The organism is Legionella sp. (genome assembly GCF_049790535.1).
Classification (GTDB): domain Bacteria; phylum Pseudomonadota; class Gammaproteobacteria; order Legionellales; family Legionellaceae; genus Legionella.
On sequence record NZ_JBAQZB010000162.1, the window covers coordinates 22931 to 41300 of the forward strand.

The following is an 18370-nucleotide window of genomic DNA, read 5'->3' on the forward strand; positions in this document are numbered from 1 at the left end:
TCCTTAGTTTTTATTTTAAAGCATTAATGATTTTTTTATGTAGTTTGTAATTCTACTTGTATTTTATTTTAAAAACAAAAAGATATGAAGAAATGATCCTGATTTGACGTTACCCGAACAAATACGTTTTTCAACCTCCTAGTACTAATTGACTTACTTCATCTAAAGCCGCATTAATGTATAAGTGAAAATCGTGCCGATTTTTATGATTCTTTCTTACCTTTAAGAAAGCAGATTCTTTATTGATAGCTTCTTTCAATAGTACTGTTTCTTTAATGGGGTTATAAATTGATAATACATTTTTTTGCCAACTTTTATAGTGTGGCAAATCAAAAGAGTGCTGCATTTCGGGAATGGCAAATTGAGGAGAAGGGAGCCCAAGAATTTGATGTAAGCTGTTACTTATCATGGCAACAGCGATATATTTTGCTTCAAGACTGTGTCCTGCGATGTGGGGGGTGCATAAAGTTGCTTTATCAATAATGCGCTTATCTATGTTTGGCTCATTAAGGTATACGTCTGTGCAATAAGTAAGAGTTTGTCGGCTAGTCAGTAGTGACTCCTCATTAACAATACCCCCACGTGCTGCATTGATAATCACACAATTCGGTTTTAAATTGGCAAAAAATTGCTGGTCAAGTAAATTTCTGCTTGCATGAGGCGGTGTGTCATGCAATTCCGCATGAATGCATAAAAGATCAACTTCATATAATTCTTCAAGCAAACAACTTTGGAAGACATGAGGTTGGCGTAGTTCTTTAGGAGGATCATAAGTTAATAGTTCGAATCCTGCTACTTGAAGACGTGCAGCAACTTGAGTGCCAACATTTCCTAAACCTATAATACCTGCTTTATTTCCCTGAATAAGAGGGTATTGGTCTAAATAAGCTAGTGTGGAAACAACATAATCTGCAACTGCGCGTGCATTGCAACTTTTTGCATCTATTATCTGGACATTCTGGGCAGCCAACCACTTATCATCGAGATGATCTTTACCACTAGTAGCAGTTGCTAGATAGCGCAAAGAATGATTTTTTAATAATTCATCGGTTACCTTTAGCGTAGCTCGACACAGAAGAATATCCTGTCCAGAAATTAATTGGTTAACCTCATCAAGATGATGATAAAGTGTTAAGCGAAAAGGTCCAGGGAATGCGTGTTCTAATCCTGGGAGCGTGGCGTCAGCAAGAATATTCATAATTGAAAAATTGAACTTAGTGCGTAGAGTCCTATATTAATTAAGGGAGTTAATAGGTAGTTCAGGAGTCCTGTAAGCATTAACAGAATAAGAATATAAAAACCATAAGGTTCTATTCGCTCATAAACCATGGCTTTTCTTGGTGGCAAAAGACTACTTACTACGCGACTGCCATCTAATGGAGGAATAGGAAGCAAGTTTAAAGCAGCTAAAACCAGATTAATAATCATCCCTGCACGGGCACTTACTAAAAGAAACAAGGCAGTCATGGATGTTTCAGGATGCATGTAAATTGCGATTTTAAAACAAGCAGCCCACAAAAAGGCCATAAGCAAATTTGCGAATGGTCCTGCAAGTGTTACTAGAATCATGTCACGTCGTGGATTATGTAATTGATTCCAATTAATTGGTACAGGTTTTGCATAACCAATAACGAAATTAAAATGAGTTAATACACCGATTAATAGAGGTATTACTAGCGTTCCAACAGGGTCAACATGACGAATTGGATTTAAGCTCAAGCGACCAAACATCTTAGCTGTGGTATCACCACAAAGGTTAGCAACATAGGCATGTGCTGCTTCGTGTAAGGTAATACTGAGTAATACAGGAAGAGCCCAAATGCATATTTGTTGTACTAAAGTAAATTCTGGCATTAAAAAGCGCTTAACAATTAATATATTTTCATTTTAACGAATAGTGAGCTGCAATAACAAGTCATTAAAAGAGTTTAATGGAGGTTTTTGTGTAAAAGTAGCTTGACGGCTATGGGCCAATGTTTAACCATACAGGTATGGGGTAAGTTAGTGGACTTAGTACGAAACGCTTTGCAGTAGCGTTTTGTTATAAGTCTAATAAGAGGTGATAAGGAAATGTCATTAATAAATAAAATCTTTGGAAAACCTTTGGCTCTGAGATCAGTGCGGAAACAAGAGCTTTCAGTTATGACGGGCGTACCTGCACTTGGTTTGGATGCATTGTCTTCAACTGCTTACGGTCCAGAAGCTGCACTGACCATTTTGCTACCACTTGGGGTTGTGGGTTTAAATTATTCCTTCCTTATTTCTGTATTATTAGTAGTAGTCATGATGTCACTTTATTTTTCTTATCGCCAAACTGCAGCAGCTTATCCTAATGGCGGTGGAGCCTATATTGTTTCCAGCGACAATTTAGGAAGAAAATATGGCCTATGGGCAGCAATATCGTTAATACTAGATTATTTATTAAATGTTGCGGTAGGTATATCCGCTGGGGTAGGAGTTATCGTTTCAGCACTTCCCGCATTACAAAATCATACTCTTATTTTATGTTTAGGTATTCTATTGATGTTAACTTTAGTTAATTTACGAGGCATTCGTGAATCTGGAGTGGTTTTTATTTTTCCTACTCTAATCTTTATATTTTGTATTGCTGTTTCATTATTAATTGGCCTCATTGCCACTTGGTCAAGCGGCGGGCATCCCGAACCGATTGTTGCTCCCCCTATGTTGCCATCTCCTCATGAAACAGTAACTGTTTGGATTGTGTTAGCTGCTTTTGCTAATGGGTTGACGGCGATGACTGGTATCGAGGCAGTCAGTAATGCAGTGCCGTTGTTTCGTAAACCAGTAGTTAAAAATGCACAATGGACATTAACCATTATTGTGGGAACATTGGCGTTATTTTTATTACTTATTGGATACCTATGTCCTGTATACCATATCGCTGCAATGGATGAAATGGAGCCCGGATATCAGACCATATTATCTCAACTTATTGCGGCAACTACCGGAAAGGGAATTTTTTATTATATTTCTAGTGTCAGTATTCTTGTGGTGCTTGCCTATTCTGCGCAGACCAGTTTTGCTGATTTTCCGCGTGTATGTCGTTTATTAGCTGAGGATAATTATTTACCTTACTTTTTTGCAGAACGAGGTAGACGACTGGTTTATTCAGTGGGGATTATTCTTTTAGCACTCGTTTCTGCGCTATTGCTTGTAGTTTTTAAGGGGATTACAAATGATTTGATTCCTTTATTTGCAGTAGGTGCTTTTAGTGCCTTTCTTTTTTCTCAGATTGGTATGATTGTTCATTGGAAGCGTATGAATGATCCTAGGATGTATTTAAAATTGGCCATTAATGCTTTGGGTGCAGTAGTAACTGCAATTGCACTAATCATTATTATTACTTCAAAATTTATGGAAGGAGCCTGGATTATTCTTTTAATTGGTCCTTCTTTGGCTTATTTAATGAGTAGAGTTCGACGTCATTACTTGCGTATTGCGAATGAAATTGAAGCACCGGCAGAATTGTTTTTTACAAAGTTGAAGCCGCCAATAGTTATTGTTCCTATTCATGGAGTTAATCGTATTGCAGAAAAAGCAATACAATTTGGGATGCTTCTTTCTGATGAAATTACCGCTGTATTTATTAATACAAGATGTGAGGATATCGAGCACATTAAGCAGCTCTGGGCTGAAAAAATTGAAACACCGGCCAAAAAGGTAAAAGGGGGCGTGCCAAAACTGGAAATTATTAACTCTCCCTACCGCCGTATTTATAAACCAATTCTGGACTATATCAAAAAAGTTAAAAAACAAAAGACAGATCGTATGATTGCGCTTATTATACCCGAATTGGTAGAGCCAAAATGGTATGAATATTTATTGCATAATATTCATGCTGCAGGGTTGCGTGCTTTAATTTTTTTAGAGCGTGATGAGCGTACCGTAGTGATTACAATTCCTTGGTATTTACGTCAGTCTACTCTTAAGACTTCCAGACATAATTTCAATGGCAAAGAAATTTTGTAACTTTTCAATCGTATCTAGGAATGGCCAAATTTGGTCGTTCGCCAAGATTTTTACATGGTAGCCAAGTAGTTACGAAATTTTTGAACGGATTAATCTCATCTAATGGAGTCGAGCAAATTTTATATTAACGGGGACTAATTGATGACTCAATTTGAAAAAACGGTTCATTTTATGAAAAAACCATGGGTTATTTCACTTTATGCAATTTTAGTTGTTCTATCCTTTATTTATATTGATAGATCTTTGGCAACTTATTTTTATCAATTAGATTTTAGAATGAAAATCCCTGCATTAAGTGTTTTGACTGCTCTAGGGAAATCGATACCTTATGTGCTTTTATTTTTTTTGGCTGCTTTATATTTTCGTTTTATAAGAGTTAATTCAGTATATGAATCAAGGGCATGGTATTTGTTGGGCTGTATATTGGTAGCAAATTTGGTTTGCTTGGTGTTAAAGGTTACTTTAAGCCGAGCACGTCCCGATCTCTTGTTTAGTAGTAATGAATTTGGTTTTTATTGGCTTAAATTAAATAGTGCTTACTGGTCTTTCCCTTCTGGACATACAACAACAGTTGTCAGTTTAGCCGGAGGTTTAGGTTTATTATTTCCACGTTATTTTTTTGCGATGCTGACCGTTGCTCTTCTTGTCGCTGCCTCAAGAGTATTATTGTATTATCATTATTTAAGTGATGTGATGATTGCATTTTATCTGAGCTTGCTAGTTGTGGATTTTTTCACCCAATATCTTAAATTGAGAAAAAGTAATTGAATCTATGAGTGCATTTCATGATTTAATAAAAACACTGGGCTTGCTGCATAAGCCTATGATGTTAAGCGAGTCCTGAAAATCGCGAAATGTTGGTTGGATAGTCAATCTTAAGGGAGTAACTATAGAGCACGAATTGATTCAAACAAATATAAGTGTTCCTATTGGGCTGCCCTTTCAAAATTACCAATTAAAACTTATTGTTTCTCCTCTAGAATCACGTCTTGGTTTATTGGGACAGCAATATTTTCTTAAGTTTCGAGTGGAGCAGACTAAACTTCAATTCTTAAAAGAGTTTCTGGCTAATATCTCGAGGCTGAATAAAAATTTAGATTCAATCGAAATTAAATTGGAAATTACACAGTGTTTATTAAATAGACTTAGAAGTAATAAAATTGTTTATATCGAAGGAGGAAAAACTGTCTTAGCTATTGATAAAACTCAGAGATTTTTATAATTTTTTAAAGATAAGCCCTTAGCTTTGAGAGATAATAGTGCAGAGCGTGGAGTTACTAAAGATTTAGCTGATTATCAGGTAAGTACAGCTTATTTTTAAATGCTACTTGAATTAGATCCTATATCTCTGGCAAGATGCTTTTGTTTGATTTTCCAGTGAGGACTTATGAAAATTCTCGTTGCAGTGAAGCGTGTAATAGACCCTTACGTCAAAATTAGGGTCAAATCGGATAATACCGGAGTTGAAACACAAAATATCAAAATGGCAATGAATCCTTTTGATGAAATAGCAGTAGAGGAAGCATTACGCTTATGTGAAAAGAATTGGGCGACAGAAGTTATTGTTGTGAGTATTGGTACAGATAACGCACAGGAAACTTTACGCCACGCGTTAGCTTTAGGTGCTGATAGAGCAATTTTGGTACGTACCCAAGCATCTTTGGAAAGTCTTAATATTGCTAAAGTGTTAAAAAAGATTGTTGAGGATGAAAAACCAGATTTGGTATTGATGGGAAAACAAGCAATTGATGGGGATAATAATCAAACACCACAAATGTTATCCGCATTGTTGGCCTGGCCACAAGCGACTTACGCGTCTAAATTAGATGTATGCAGAGATCATCTTGAAGTTATCCGTGAGCTAGATGGTGGTTTGGAAACGATAAGCGTTAAATTACCAGCAATTGTAAGTACTGATTTACGTTTGAACGAACCACGATACGCCAGTCTTCCTAATATTATGAAAGCAAAACGCAAAGAATTGGTTGTCATTGAATTAGATAATATGGGGCTGTCACTCAAGCAACATGTTGAGGTAGTAAAAGTTACAGCACCTAACGTTCGCAGTTCCGGAATAAAAGTTGCTTCAGTAGCTGAATTACTGGATCACTTACAGAATAAAGCCAAAGTGCTTTGAGAAGGAGATGTTGATGAGCACTTTAATACTTGTTGAACATAATAATCAAATAATGCATCCTGCGATTCGTAATACTTTAACTGCAGCATTGGAGCTTGGAGGGGAGGTAACCTTATTAGTTGTTGGATATCAATGTAAAGCAGTAGCAGCGCAGGTGGCTACACTGGCAGGTGTACATGCTGTATTGTATGCGGATAACTCATGCTACGAGCATCCTTTAGCAGAGCAAATGAGTGATTTAGTTCTTTCTGTCGCCAGTTCTTTCAAAGCCATATTAATTCCATCCAGTACCTTTGGTAAAAATATTGCGCCAAGGATAGCTGCAAAATTGGATGTAGCGCAAATTTCTAATGTTAGTAAAATTATTGACGGAAGTATTTTTGAGCATCCAATTTATGCCGGTAATGCTATAGAAACAGTACGCGTTTTAGATGCAGTTAAAGTGATGACGATTAGAACTACTGCATTCGAGGCAGTCATCAATACACAAGAAGCCTGCTTAATTGAAGTATTGGATAAAGTCTGTATTTCTCAGGGAGTTCAGTTTATTAGGCATGAGTTAAGCAAATCAGAACGTCCTGATTTAAGTAGTGCAAAAATTGTAGTTTCGGGTGGCCGGGGTTTGCAAGATGCTGAGAAATTTAAATTAATCAATGAATTGGCAGATGTTTTAGGAGCTGCTATAGGTGCTTCACGTGCAGCGGTAGATGCAGGGTTTGTTCCCAATGATTATCAAGTGGGACAAACTGGGAAAGTAGTAGCGCCAACGCTTTATATTGCTATAGGTATTTCAGGTGCGGTACAGCATTTAGCGGGTATGAAAGATTCTAAAATTATTGTTGCCATTAATAAAGATGAAGATGCGCCTATTTTTCAAATTGCTGATTATGGTTTAGTCGGTGATTTATTTGAATTGGTACCACAATTAATTGAACAATTAAAAAACCGTTAGTGCCTCGTTAATATTCAATCTTGATTGGCACGCGAGTTCTTTGACTTTTTATCCTGGATGTAAAGCATTTAGGATGACAGTTGGTGAGTTATAAAATGTTAAGGGGAGTAATGTATGTTAGTAGGTGTTCCAAAAGAAATTAAGCCTCAAGAGCATCGCGTAGGCCTTGTTCCTTCAAGTGTTAGAGAAATTGTAAGAGTGGGCAGCGCGGTGATTGTTGAAAAGGGGGCTGGATTAGGAATAGGTATCTCCGATGAAGATTACAGTCATGCAGGTGCTGAAGTAGTTTCCAGTGCCGATGAGGTATTTGCCAAGGCTGATTTAATTGTGAAGGTTAAAGAACCTCAACCTATAGAATGCAAACGACTTCGTGAAGGTCAAACCTTATTTACTTATTTGCATTTGGCTCCAGATCCACATCAGGCGCGAATGTTGAAAGAATCTGGAGTGACTGCTATTGCTTATGAGACTGTGACTCAAGATGATGGTGGTCTACCTTTACTTACGCCAATGTCACAGGTTGCTGGTCGCATGTCGATTCAGGCAGGAGCTCATTGTCTAGAAATAGCTCAAGGTGGAAGTGGTATTTTATTAGGTGGTGTTCCAGGCGTTGCTGCAGCCAATGTTGTTGTTATTGGGGGGGGAGTGGTCGGTTCTAATGCGGTTCGTATGGCTATGGGTATGGAAGCACGTGTGACTGTATTGGATCGTTCACTAAAACGCTTAAATGAACTGGATTTTCAGTTTGGCTCTAAGATTAATACGGTTTATTCTACTGCTGATGCAATCGAAAAATACGTTTCCCGAGCTGATTTAGTTATTGGTGCTGTATTAGTGCCTGGTGCAGCCGCGCCAAAGGTAGTAACACGTGCGATGTTGAAATCGATGCGTCCTGGATCGGTATTAGTAGATGTTGCTATTGATCAAGGCGGCTGTTTTGAAACAAGTCATGCTACCACACATCAAGAACCAACTTATGTTATTGATAATGTAGTTCATTATTGTGTTGCAAACATGCCTGGTGCAGTGCCAAGAACATCAACTTTTGCATTGAATAATGCAACTTTACCTTTTGTTTTAAATATTATTACTAAAGGGGTAAAGTTGGCTTTAATAAATGATCCTCATTTATTAAATGGATTAAATGTTCATCAAGGTAAAATTACGTTTGAAGCCGTCGCTCGTGAATTAGGATATGAATACACGCCAGCAGCTATTGCTTTAGCTGGTCGTTAAATAATTACCTTAAACAAATAAAGAAGGTCATCTTTTTTCGTTCCAAATCGATTCAAAGCTGACCTTCCTCAAAGAGATAGTAATTCTCTTAGGGATCATCAGCTTTGGAATAGCTGAGAAATTAAAATAAGTTCTCTTCTACAGATGGAAGCTGTTCTTGCCCATTATTGGCATTGTAAACTGGGGTAGGATCTTCTTCCGTTGGAACTTCTTTTTCGCGGAAATATTCTATAATGCCATTTTCCTGATTAGGTCTTGCCAGTAAACCACTATTAGGATCAATGCGTACTGCTACTACATTTTCAGGCTGTTTCGTTTCAAGCTCAGGTTTCCCTTTCAGTGCGACTTTCATGAAGTCTATCCATAAGGGTAAGGCAAGGCCAGCAGCGTATTCATGAAGTGATTTTGGACTATCAAAACCTATCCATGCAGTAACCACCAAATCAGAGTTAAATCCGGAAAACCAGGAGTCCACTTGATCATTGGTTGTTCCGGTTTTACCGGCGATGTCCTGACGATTAAGTACTCTGGCTGCTCTTGCTGTACCATGTTGAATTACATCTTTTAATGCAGAGTTCATTAAATAAGCAATGTCCTCAGGAATAACACGTGGTGCCAGGATAGAGTGGTCTATGTTGCTATCATTATTGTCGGAAACAATAGAAGGCTTAGCTTGTAATAGAATTTTGCCGTCTGTATCGGTAATGCTTTCAATAAGAAATGGTTCTACTTTATAGCCACCATTCGCAAACACAGCATATGCGGCGGTTAAATCCATTGGACTAATAGACAAACTTCCTAAAGCTAATGATAAGCCTTTAGGAAGTAACTTTTTGTTAAAACCAAAACGAGTTAAGAACTCTATAGTGTAATTAATACCAATATCATCCAAAATTCGAATTGACACTAGGTTTTTAGACTGTACCAATGCTTGTTTTAAGCGTGTTGGCCCATTGAATTTCAAGTTAACATTATGTGGTCGCCACAAATTAGGTTGGCTTGGATCATCAACAACAATAGGGGCATCATTGATTAATGTGGCCAGGCTGTAACCATTATTTAAGGCTGCAGCATAGACAAATGGCTTAAAACTTGAACCAGGTTGTCTGCTGGATTGTGTTGCACGGTTAAATTTACTTTTTTGGAAGTTAAAGCCACCGATTAAAACTTCTATAGCACCATTTTTTGGATTAAGTGCTACCATTGCTGATTCAGCTTCAGGAATCTGTGCTAATTCCCAATGTTCTTTTATTAAACGGACATAAACTAGATCTCCTACTGCAGCAATTTGCATAGCGTTGGAGGGAGATTTTCCTACCCAGCCATTTTTAAGAGCAGGGCGGGCCCAGGATAAACCACTCCAGGGAATAATTATTGAATGTCCATTCTTTACTATTGCTGTGACTTCTTTATCATGAATTTCAGTAATAACCGCAGGAACAAGATGATTTAACTCAGGATATTTTACCAGAATTTTATAAATGGTACGTAGTGACTGACTGTCTTTTTCTCCAATCTTGGCAATAGGTCCTCGATAGCCATGGCGGCGATCGTAGGCAATTAAATTTTTTTCTACTACTTTATTTGCAGTATTTTGCAGTTCACCATCGATAGTGGTGTAAACCTTATAACCTTTAGTGTATGCATCTGCACCAAAATTATCATATAAGGATTGGCGAATCATTTCTGCAACATAAGGTGCATTTACTTTAATGTCCGTGCCGTGATATTTTGCGGTGATTGGCTGATTAATAGCATTTTGATATTGCTCTTCATTAATATAGTGTTCTTCCAATAAACGCTCTAAAACATGATCACGACGTTTTTTTGCAGCTAATGGATTAGCAATAGGATTTTGTGTCGATGGTGCTTGCGGTAAGCCAGCAATCATTGCTAGCTCTGCCAGATTGAGCTCCTTTAGTTGTTTGCCATAATAGACCATGGCTGCTGCTCCCACTCCGTAAGCACGATTGCCTAAATAGATTCGGTTGAAGTAAAGCTCCAGGATTTTTTCTTTGCTCAGTTCACGGTCTATTTTTATAGCCAGCATAATTTCATTGAACTTGCGTAAGAATGTTTTTTTACGTGTTAAGAAGAAGTTACGGGCAACTTGCATGGTGATGGTACTACCACCTTGAGATTTTGTTCCAGTTTTGATCATACGTACTGTGGCACGGCCAAGCCCCATTATGTCTACACCTGGATGTTCAAAAAAACGTTGATCTTCCGTGGCAACTAGAGCATGAACAAGTGTTTGTGGTATTTCATCATAGGTAACTGGGATACGTTTTTTTTCCCCATATTCTTGAATGAGTAAGCCTTCTTTGCTAAAAATTTGTAAAGGTACTTGCAATTGTACTGTTTTTAATGAGTCTACATTAGGGAGTTGGCTTTCTAGGTAGAGGTATAAAAAACTACCGGCTACTAATAAAAGAAAAAACACACTCATCAGCGTCCATAGACCTTTACGCCAGAAATATGCCATTTTTTTCATAGACTCATGTTATTTTAAATGAAATTAGAGTCGCATTATACCGTGATTCCTTATAAGATTGCGAGTTTTGTAAAAAGAGTATAAAGCTGCAATTTAATAGATGTTTTTAGATACTATTTTAGTCCTTCTTTCTAAAGCGTTTAGAAAATGACGATTAACCTTATTTACAAGGGTGCTAATCCATTTCTATCTTCTTCGTAGTTGTAGCCTCCTTAAGTGGAAATCGAACATTGGGAGAAGAGAACAATAAATTTTTCGACATAATTGATGTGCTGAATACGCTTCTCAATCTATTTTTAACTTATGAATTATCAAAAAAAAACATTCTATTTTTGAATAGCTTAAGTTAAGATCAACACATTAGTCCTATAGGAATTATTTTGGGATGAAAGGAAGATACAACGGAATAAAATACTTGCTGAACTCGTTTCGGCCTACGCATTATCCAACTCTTGGCCTAGATATAACGTCAACGGCTGTGAAAATATTAGAAATTTCATGGGATGGTGAGACACTTTGTATGGAACGTTATGGGCGAGAGGCCTTGCCACCACATGCAATGGATGGAACTGTTATTAAAGATGTCAATATCATTGCTTTCTGTATTAAAAAATTATGTGATCGATTACAAATTAATAGCAAACAGGTTGTATTGGCTGTTCCTGATGCGGCTGTTATCACTAGAATTGTGCAAATTAATGATGGTTTAAATGATGAAGACATGGAGGAACTGATTGTTATTGAAGCTGAGAAATACATCCCTTATCCCATTAATGAAATTAATTTCGATTTTGAAATTTTGGGTGCTTCAGAAAAAAATCCATTATTACTTGATGTACTTATTGTTGCCACACGCGCTGAGAATGTGACTAATCGTGTAGAAATAGTGACACGAGCCGGTTTGAATGCAGTAGCGGTGGATGTAGAGTCTTATGCGGTAGAGCGGGCAGCGCAACATCTGACTAAAAATTTACCTTCTTCAGGACCAGATAAAACGATTGCAATTATTGACATTGGTGCAAATTACACTCATTTATTCGTCTTGCATGCTATGAAACTGATTTATTCACGGGATGAAGAATTTGGTGGTAAGCAACTGATTGAAGCAATTGCTGAACACTATAACATGACTTTTGAACAGGCTGCTTTGGCAAAGGAACAAGGTCAATTGCCAATCGATTATGAAGTACTCATCTTAGAACCGTTTAAAGAAAATGTTTTGGTTCATATAAAACGTATGTTGCATTTCTTTTATTCCTCTTGTCGGGAAGAAGAGGTTGATTCTATTTTACTCGCTGGTGGGTTATCACAATTGCCAGGTTTAGTTGTTCTGATTCAAGAACAATTAGGGATAGAGGTTAGTGTAATTAATCTGTTTTCTCACATGAGATTTGGAAAAATGATTCGTTTGGAATCCATAAATAATGACGCTCCATCATTTATGGTTGCTTGTGGATTAGCCTTAAGGAATATTGGATTATCCCAATGACACAAATTAACCTACTGCCGTGGCGCGAACTAAAGCGGCACCACGAAAAAAAACGGTTTATCACACAGCTAATAGTCTGGGTTATAGGTGCTGCATTGCTAATATTTTTAATTAATTACTACCTATCAAATTTGATAAGTAATCAAATGAGCAGAAATCAAATGCTACAAAAAGAAATTACTGCTTATGCAGCTCAGATAAGTGAGATTAAAAAGCTGCAGCGGTCAAGAAGAGTGTTAATTTCTCGAATGTCTACCGTGCGAAGCTTACAATCTAAACGGGAACTCATGGTTCATTTATTTGATGAATTAATCAAAATAACCCCAGTGGGTGTTTTTCTGAATAAAATTGAAGGAAAAGAAAATATTATTTCTGCATCGGGTTATGCCCAATCACCTATTTACGTGTCCGAGGAAATAAAAAATACAGAAAATAATAAGTGGATTCATCATCCTGTTCTTAGTGAAATTAAAAAAAAGACTGATAAAAAGCACCCCGGAAATAATAAATTTATGTTCACTTTTGTTCTTGGATAACCAACCGTGAATGGAATCAAGGAAGATAAAAAAGTAGGTTCTATGAAGCTTAACTCATGAATAAAATTAATTTAAATGTGATTTATTTAAAACATATTGTACAATTTGAAATGCCAGCCAAAACACCAGTATTTGTGGGGGCATGTTTGCTCATCATTATTTTGGGGTATTGTTTTATTATTCAAAATAGTTTCACCAACTACGAGCGATTAAAAGCAATAGAAGTGACTTTAAAAGCAGATTTTGAAAAAAAACAATCGCAATTAGTTAATTTAGTTGAATATCGTCAACAACTGCAAATTATAAATGATCGCTATACATCGATGTTTAAACTGTTACTCATAAAGAATGAAATGCCTTATTTATTGGAGGAGCTTTCTAAGAGGGGGGTTGACTGTGGACTCAAATTGGAACTATTTGCTCCTCAACCTGAGGTAGCACATGATTTTTATGTGGAATTACCGATCAAAATATCTTTGATTGGAAGTTATTTCCAGTTAGCTGTATTTCTAAGTCAGATAGGTGAAATGAAGCAAATTGTAACTATACACGAATTTAGTATCCAACACGTTTCTTCCATAGATAATCAGGTGGTAGTTCCAGCAGATAAACTAGTGATGAATGCCACTGCTAAAATATATCGTTTTAGTAGTTCATGATGAGGTCAATTACAGTATCTATATTTTCATTGTTGTTGGCAGCATGCTCTGGCGATAATGATGATCTGATGCACTACATTGCTGAAGTAAAGCAAAGGAAAATGCGGTCGATAGAACTTATTCCTACGTTTGCCTCTTTGTCTCGATTTAAATTTCCCAATGATGACTCGCGGAGAAATCCATTTATAGTGATGAATGGCGAAAAACAGATTGATTCATATATATCCCATCAGAATCAAATCAAACAGGCTTTGGAAGCCTATCCACTTGATACTTTAAAGTTTGTAGGAACGTTAGCTCAGGATAATCGAATATGGGGTTTGATTAAACAGCCTAACTCACAAATTATTCCTGTGCATATTGGTGATTGTATCGGTCAAAATCATGGTCGAATTATACTAATCCAGAATAATTTAATTAAATTGCAAGAAACAATCAAAGACGCTTCAGGGATGTGGGAGAAACATACCACCACTCTTGATTTGTATATTAGGAAGTAGGAGTAGAAGTGCGGAAAATCATTGTTTGTATCGTTCTAATGAGTGTTAGTTTAAGTGGAGTATTAGCACAGGTAAATACACAGTTCATGGTTAATGCACCTCCAGGAACGCATAAAGAAATGCATAAAACGAACCTAAAAACACGCGTCTTTACGGGAAAACATCTTTCTTTAAATTTTCAAAATATTAGTATCCGGGCTGTACTACAACTACTCGCTGAGTTCACTCATATAAACATTGTGGTGAGTGATAAAGTCCAGGGAAATATTACTCTGAGATTAAATGATATTCCGTGGGATGAAGCTTTAGACATTATTTTGACAACGCAAAGGTTGCGTAAATACCAAACAGCTAATGTGATGCTGATTGATACCAAAGCCTCTATAGAGAAAATGGAAAAACAGCGACATAAGAGTCAGCAGCAACTATTTGAGCCTATTCACTCTGAATTATTACAAATTAACTATTCAAAAGCTGCTGATATTGCAAATTTGGTTAAAGACAAACAAAATTCATTGCTATCCGAAAAGGGAAAAATTAGTGTGGATACTCGCACTAATACCATTTGGATTCAGGATAGTAGGGTGAAAATCGCAGAATTAAGAGAATTGGTTCAGCAATTGGATATGCCGGTCAAACAGGTATTAATTGAAGTACGTATCGTTGAGGTGTCTAAAGATTTTTCGCAGGACATAGGTATTCGCTGGGGGGTTGCCACACCAAATCGTTTAAGCGATATCGTACAAAATACAAACCAAATAGACCAAAGCACTTTATCTGCACAGGGTTACCCTTATATCCAACGATTAAATTTAGATTTAGTTGCTGCTCCAGCCGTGGCCAGTATGACACCTGCCTCTATAGGTATTGCTTTGGCCAAATTGGGAAATAATATATTACTTGATTTAGAATTATCTGCACTAGAAAGTGAAGGACGAGCTGAGTTGATATCCAGCCCTAGAATTATTACCATAAATCAGCAACCTGCTGTAATTGATTCTGGTCAAGAGATCCCTTACCAGGAATCTACATCAAGTGGTGCAACTGCTGTATCATTTAAAAAAGCGGTATTGAGTTTAAAAGTAACTCCTCAAATTACTTCCGACAGTAAAATTCTGATGGATTTAAAAATTAATCAAGATACAACGTCGACCCAATTATTTAATGGGGTCCCAGCTATACTCACCAAAGAAATTCAGACAAATGTTCTGGTCAACAACAATCAGACGATTGTTCTTGGTGGTATCTATCAACAGGATAAGAGTCAAACGATCATCAGAGTTCCTTTTTTAGGACAGCTACCTATAGTAGGAAATTTATTTAGAAATAAGCGAGTTTCTTTGAAAAATGACGAATTACTAATTTTTATTACACCTAAAATAATAATAAATTCAAGGAGCATAAACAAAGGGAAAGAGCGATAAGAACTATTGTAAACTCTACATTTTTGCCGCAAATAAAATTATTTTAACTCAATTTAGTGAGGTGGACATCGACTGGATTTTTGAAGGAGAAATAATTTTATGGGTTTTTAACTGGTATTTGTGTAGAATGTTTGGCGGGATTTTTAGGCTGTAGATAATTCATTTAATAGAATGGATTTTATTCGAAACTTGCTGCAAGGCACAAAGTTTGATGATAATAGGCGCAGAACCTAGAGTATGCAGGTAAGTACATGTGGTTTTAAGCACTGAATCGACGAAGCAATTTGAATCTACAGTAGAATTTCAAATGAAGTCTATTAAGACTATAAGACTAGCAATGGCAACAGACTTATAGTATGGAGCTATTACAACTGGCACAGTTAATGACTGCGCGAAATATAATTTGCTGTTATAATAGCTTGTTTAATTTATGACGCCACGCTAAAAAGAGGTATGTAATTAAAAATGAGCATAGTTAAAGTGCGAAATATTTTTCTGATTGGGCCTATGGGTGCTGGGAAAAGCACAATTGGTCGTGCTTTGGCAAAAGAGCTCAAGTTGGAATTCTTTGATTCTGATGAAGTTATTGAAGAGCGCGCGGGTGCAGATATATCATGGATTTTTGACATAGAGGGTGAAGATGGATTTCGACGTCGTGAGCAAAAGGTTATCGATGAATTGACACAGAAAACTAATATTGTTTTAGCTACAGGCGGCGGTGTGGTCATTACTCCTGAAAACAGAAATGCACTTGCTGGAAGAGGAACAGTCATTTATCTGAAAACTTCATTGCAGCAACAATTTGAACGAACTAAACGTGATACCAAGCGCCCATCGCTGCGAACCAATGACCTTGAGGGGCGATTGGAATCGTTAAGAGATGAACGTGAGCCATTTTACGATGAGTTAGCCGATGTGAGTTTTGAAACAGATAAGTTAACTGTCAAAGCAGTAGCAAATAATATAATAAAATATATTTATGGCGAACTTTAAGACTTATGAACGGATTGATGTTTGTCTAACTGAAGATCCGTATTCTATTAGTATTTGTCGTAATGGTTTAAGCTGTCCTGAATGGATGCGAACTTTTGTTAAGTCTCAGCAGGTTCTTATTGTTACGAATCAAACGATTGCTTCTTTTTATCTAAAATATATTCAGTCAGCCTTTACTGAAATTCAATGTGATGTAGTTATTTTAGAAGATGGCGAAAATTATAAAAACCAACACAGTTTATTTGCTATTTATGATGCACTGATCCAAAACAAACACCATAGAGATACCACTATTATTGCTTTGGGTGGTGGTGTTATTGGAGATATGGCTGGATTTGCCGCTTCAACTTATCAACGTGGGGTTGAATTAATTCATATACCGACAACTTTATTAGCTCAGATAGATTCCTCTATCGGAGGTAAAACAGCGATCAATCATTCTCAGGGTAAAAACATGATAGGAAGTTTTTACCAACCTGTTGCAGTGCTTATTGATATGGCTACTTTAGATACTTTACCTGAGAGAGAGTTTCGTTCCGGTTTAGCGGAAATGATTAAATATGGCTTACTTGTTGGCGGTGAATTTTTACAGCAGCTTAATAATGCATTAGAACAAGACTTAACTCCTGGTCATTTACAATTACCACAACTAATTGCTCAATGTTGTCATATTAAAGCTCAATTTGTTGAAAAAGATGAAAAAGAAAGAGGTCAACGTTGTTTATTGAATCTTGGCCATACTTTTGCTCATGCATTGGAAGCATATACGGATTATAAGCACTGGTTGCATGGCGAAGCCGTGGCAATAGGCTTATACTGTGCGGCAATTTTATCTTATAAAATGGGTTTAATTAATGAACAGTTAGTAGCATATGTAAAAAAAATGCTGCAGAATGCTGGTTTGCCACATTTAATTCCAGGGGCGATTAATTTAGAAAAGTTAACCACTTTGATGAACTTGGATAAGAAAGTTAAAAATAATCGTATGCGTTTTGTATTGATCAAAAAACCAGGTATGTGTTATCTCGAGGATGAGATAACACAAGAAAATCTACATAACACGCTTATAGCTGCACAGTGTGATCGTTTACCCTAAACAATTTAAAATGAATATTATTAGCTGCTAAAACTCTTCTTTAATTTGCTTGATTCGTTGATTGGCGGCCTGGTAAACCTCTCTAAAGCTATCAATAAAAAGCTCAATAGATAGTTCTCGCAATGAATGCTCTGTAATTCCATTAGGTGTGGTAACTCCCGCACGCAATTTTGCAAAAGATTGTCCTGATTGCTCTGCCAATACTACAGCACCTGTTACAACATCAAGAGCAATTTTTTTTGCAATTTTTTCCGGAATTTTTTGATTCATGGCAGCGTTTTGTAGTGCTTCCATGAATAAGAATACATAGGCTGGCGCACTGCCAATCGCGGCGGTCAGTGGATCTAAGAGTTGTTCTTGATCCACCCAAAAGAAAGAACCTACGGCACCAAAAATAGCTTCAATCAATAACTTATGTGCAGCAGTTACATATTCATTAGCAAAAAGTGCAGAAATACCTTTGCAAAACTCCATCGGTGTATTTGCCATCACCCTTGCAATGGGAAGATCTTTTGTGCCAAGCCATTGGGCGATTGATGTAATTTCGGTAACAGCAGCTAGAGAAATAATTAAGGGACTTTTTTTTCGAACTGTTGTGGCAATTTCTAAGCATATGGTGCGCATGACTTGGGGTTTAACACACAAGATAAGGATGTCTCCATTTTCGGCTGCCTTTATGTTGGTATCAGCGGCTATAACACCTAATTCATTAACCAATCGAGTTAATTTATTAGGGTTACGGTTACTGACGTTTATGCATTGTTGAGGATAAGCGTTTTTAATTAATCCGCGTATTAATGCGTTTCCTAAATGTCCTGCGCCAATGATTGATATTGATTTAGTCATATTGAATTATATTTTTTA

General features: G+C 36.8%; 16 protein-coding genes and 1 pseudogene. 13 read left to right on the forward strand and 4 right to left on the reverse strand.

From position 1 onward, the window contains the following. Positions 1 to 130 precede the first annotated feature (130 nt). Positions 131 to 1198, reverse strand: a complete 1068-nt coding sequence (locus WA877_RS11270; RefSeq protein ID WP_425171012.1) for an NAD(P)-dependent oxidoreductase — start codon at positions 1196 to 1198, stop codon at positions 131 to 133. Beyond that, complete coding sequence (locus tag WA877_RS11275; protein WP_425171013.1) at positions 1195 to 1854, reverse strand: site-2 protease family protein; 660 nt, start codon at positions 1852 to 1854, stop codon at positions 1195 to 1197. Before WA877_RS11275 ends, WA877_RS11270 begins: the two co-directional genes overlap by 4 nt. A 288-nt stretch (positions 1855 to 2142) precedes the next feature. Here WA877_RS11275 and WA877_RS11280 point away from each other — a divergent pair, with 288 nt between their 5' ends. From WA877_RS11280 to ald, 6 genes are all read left to right on the forward strand, one after another. Further along, a complete protein-coding gene (locus tag WA877_RS11280) occupies positions 2143 to 3990 on the forward strand; it encodes an APC family permease (protein ID WP_425171014.1) in 1848 nt (615 codons plus the stop codon). A 141-nt stretch (positions 3991 to 4131) separates the two neighbouring features. Further along, positions 4132 to 4758 (forward strand): phosphatase PAP2 family protein, encoded by a 627-nt coding sequence (locus tag WA877_RS11285; RefSeq protein ID WP_425171015.1) that lies wholly within the window; start codon positions 4132 to 4134, stop codon positions 4756 to 4758. 133 nt (positions 4759 to 4891) lie between these two features. Beyond that, a complete protein-coding gene (locus WA877_RS11290) occupies positions 4892 to 5212 on the forward strand; it encodes a hypothetical protein (protein ID WP_425171016.1) in 321 nt (106 codons plus the stop codon). A gap of 165 nt (positions 5213 to 5377) precedes the next feature. After that, positions 5378 to 6127, forward strand: a complete 750-nt coding sequence (locus tag WA877_RS11295) for an electron transfer flavoprotein subunit beta/FixA family protein (RefSeq protein ID WP_425171017.1) — start codon at positions 5378 to 5380, stop codon at positions 6125 to 6127. Positions 6128 to 6140: 13 nt separating this feature from the next. Continuing rightward, positions 6141 to 7079, forward strand: coding sequence for an electron transfer flavoprotein subunit alpha/FixB family protein (locus WA877_RS11300; protein ID WP_425171018.1), 939 nt, complete (start codon positions 6141 to 6143; stop codon positions 7077 to 7079). Positions 7080 to 7193: 114 nt separating this feature from the next. Next, on the forward strand, positions 7194 to 8315 hold the full coding sequence (gene ald, locus WA877_RS11305; RefSeq protein WP_425171019.1) for an alanine dehydrogenase: 1122 nt from the start codon (positions 7194 to 7196) through the stop codon (positions 8313 to 8315). A gap of 121 nt (positions 8316 to 8436) precedes the next feature. Here the strand turns inward: ald and WA877_RS11310 are convergent, their stop codons facing one another. Then, positions 8437 to 10809 (reverse strand): penicillin-binding protein 1A, encoded by a 2373-nt coding sequence (locus WA877_RS11310; RefSeq protein WP_425171020.1) that lies wholly within the window; start codon positions 10807 to 10809, stop codon positions 8437 to 8439. Between the two features lie 415 nt (positions 10810 to 11224). Here WA877_RS11310 and pilM point away from each other — a divergent pair, with 415 nt between their 5' ends. From pilM to aroB, 7 genes and pseudogenes are all read left to right on the forward strand, one after another. Next, positions 11225 to 12298, forward strand: a complete 1074-nt coding sequence (gene pilM, locus WA877_RS11315) for a type IV pilus assembly protein PilM (RefSeq protein WP_425171021.1) — start codon at positions 11225 to 11227, stop codon at positions 12296 to 12298. Positions 12299 to 12444: 146 nt separating this feature from the next. Beyond that, complete coding sequence (locus tag WA877_RS11320; protein ID WP_425171022.1) at positions 12445 to 12834, forward strand: PilN domain-containing protein; 390 nt, start codon at positions 12445 to 12447, stop codon at positions 12832 to 12834. A gap of 56 nt (positions 12835 to 12890) precedes the next feature. Further along, positions 12891 to 13493, forward strand: a complete 603-nt coding sequence (locus tag WA877_RS11325; protein WP_425171023.1) for a type 4a pilus biogenesis protein PilO — start codon at positions 12891 to 12893, stop codon at positions 13491 to 13493. Beyond that, complete coding sequence (locus WA877_RS11330; protein WP_425171024.1) at positions 13493 to 13993, forward strand: pilus assembly protein PilP; 501 nt, start codon at positions 13493 to 13495, stop codon at positions 13991 to 13993. The genes WA877_RS11325 and WA877_RS11330 overlap by 1 nt, the downstream gene beginning before the upstream one ends. Positions 13994 to 14061: 68 nt before the next feature. After that, positions 14062 to 15417 (forward strand): annotated as a pseudogene (locus WA877_RS11335) (type IV pilus secretin PilQ); the annotation flags it as partial. Positions 15418 to 15882: 465 nt separating this feature from the next. Next, a complete protein-coding gene (gene aroK, locus WA877_RS11340; protein WP_425171025.1) occupies positions 15883 to 16410 on the forward strand; it encodes a shikimate kinase AroK in 528 nt (175 codons plus the stop codon). Further along, complete coding sequence (aroB, locus tag WA877_RS11345) at positions 16397 to 17506, forward strand: 3-dehydroquinate synthase (RefSeq protein WP_425171026.1); 1110 nt, start codon at positions 16397 to 16399, stop codon at positions 17504 to 17506. Before aroK ends, aroB begins: the two co-directional genes overlap by 14 nt. 27 nt (positions 17507 to 17533) lie before the next feature. On the opposite strand, the gene proC is transcribed toward aroB, so the two are convergent. Further along, positions 17534 to 18352 (reverse strand): pyrroline-5-carboxylate reductase, encoded by an 819-nt coding sequence (gene proC, locus WA877_RS11350; protein ID WP_425171027.1) that lies wholly within the window; start codon positions 18350 to 18352, stop codon positions 17534 to 17536. Between the last annotated feature and the right edge of the window lie 18 nt (positions 18353 to 18370).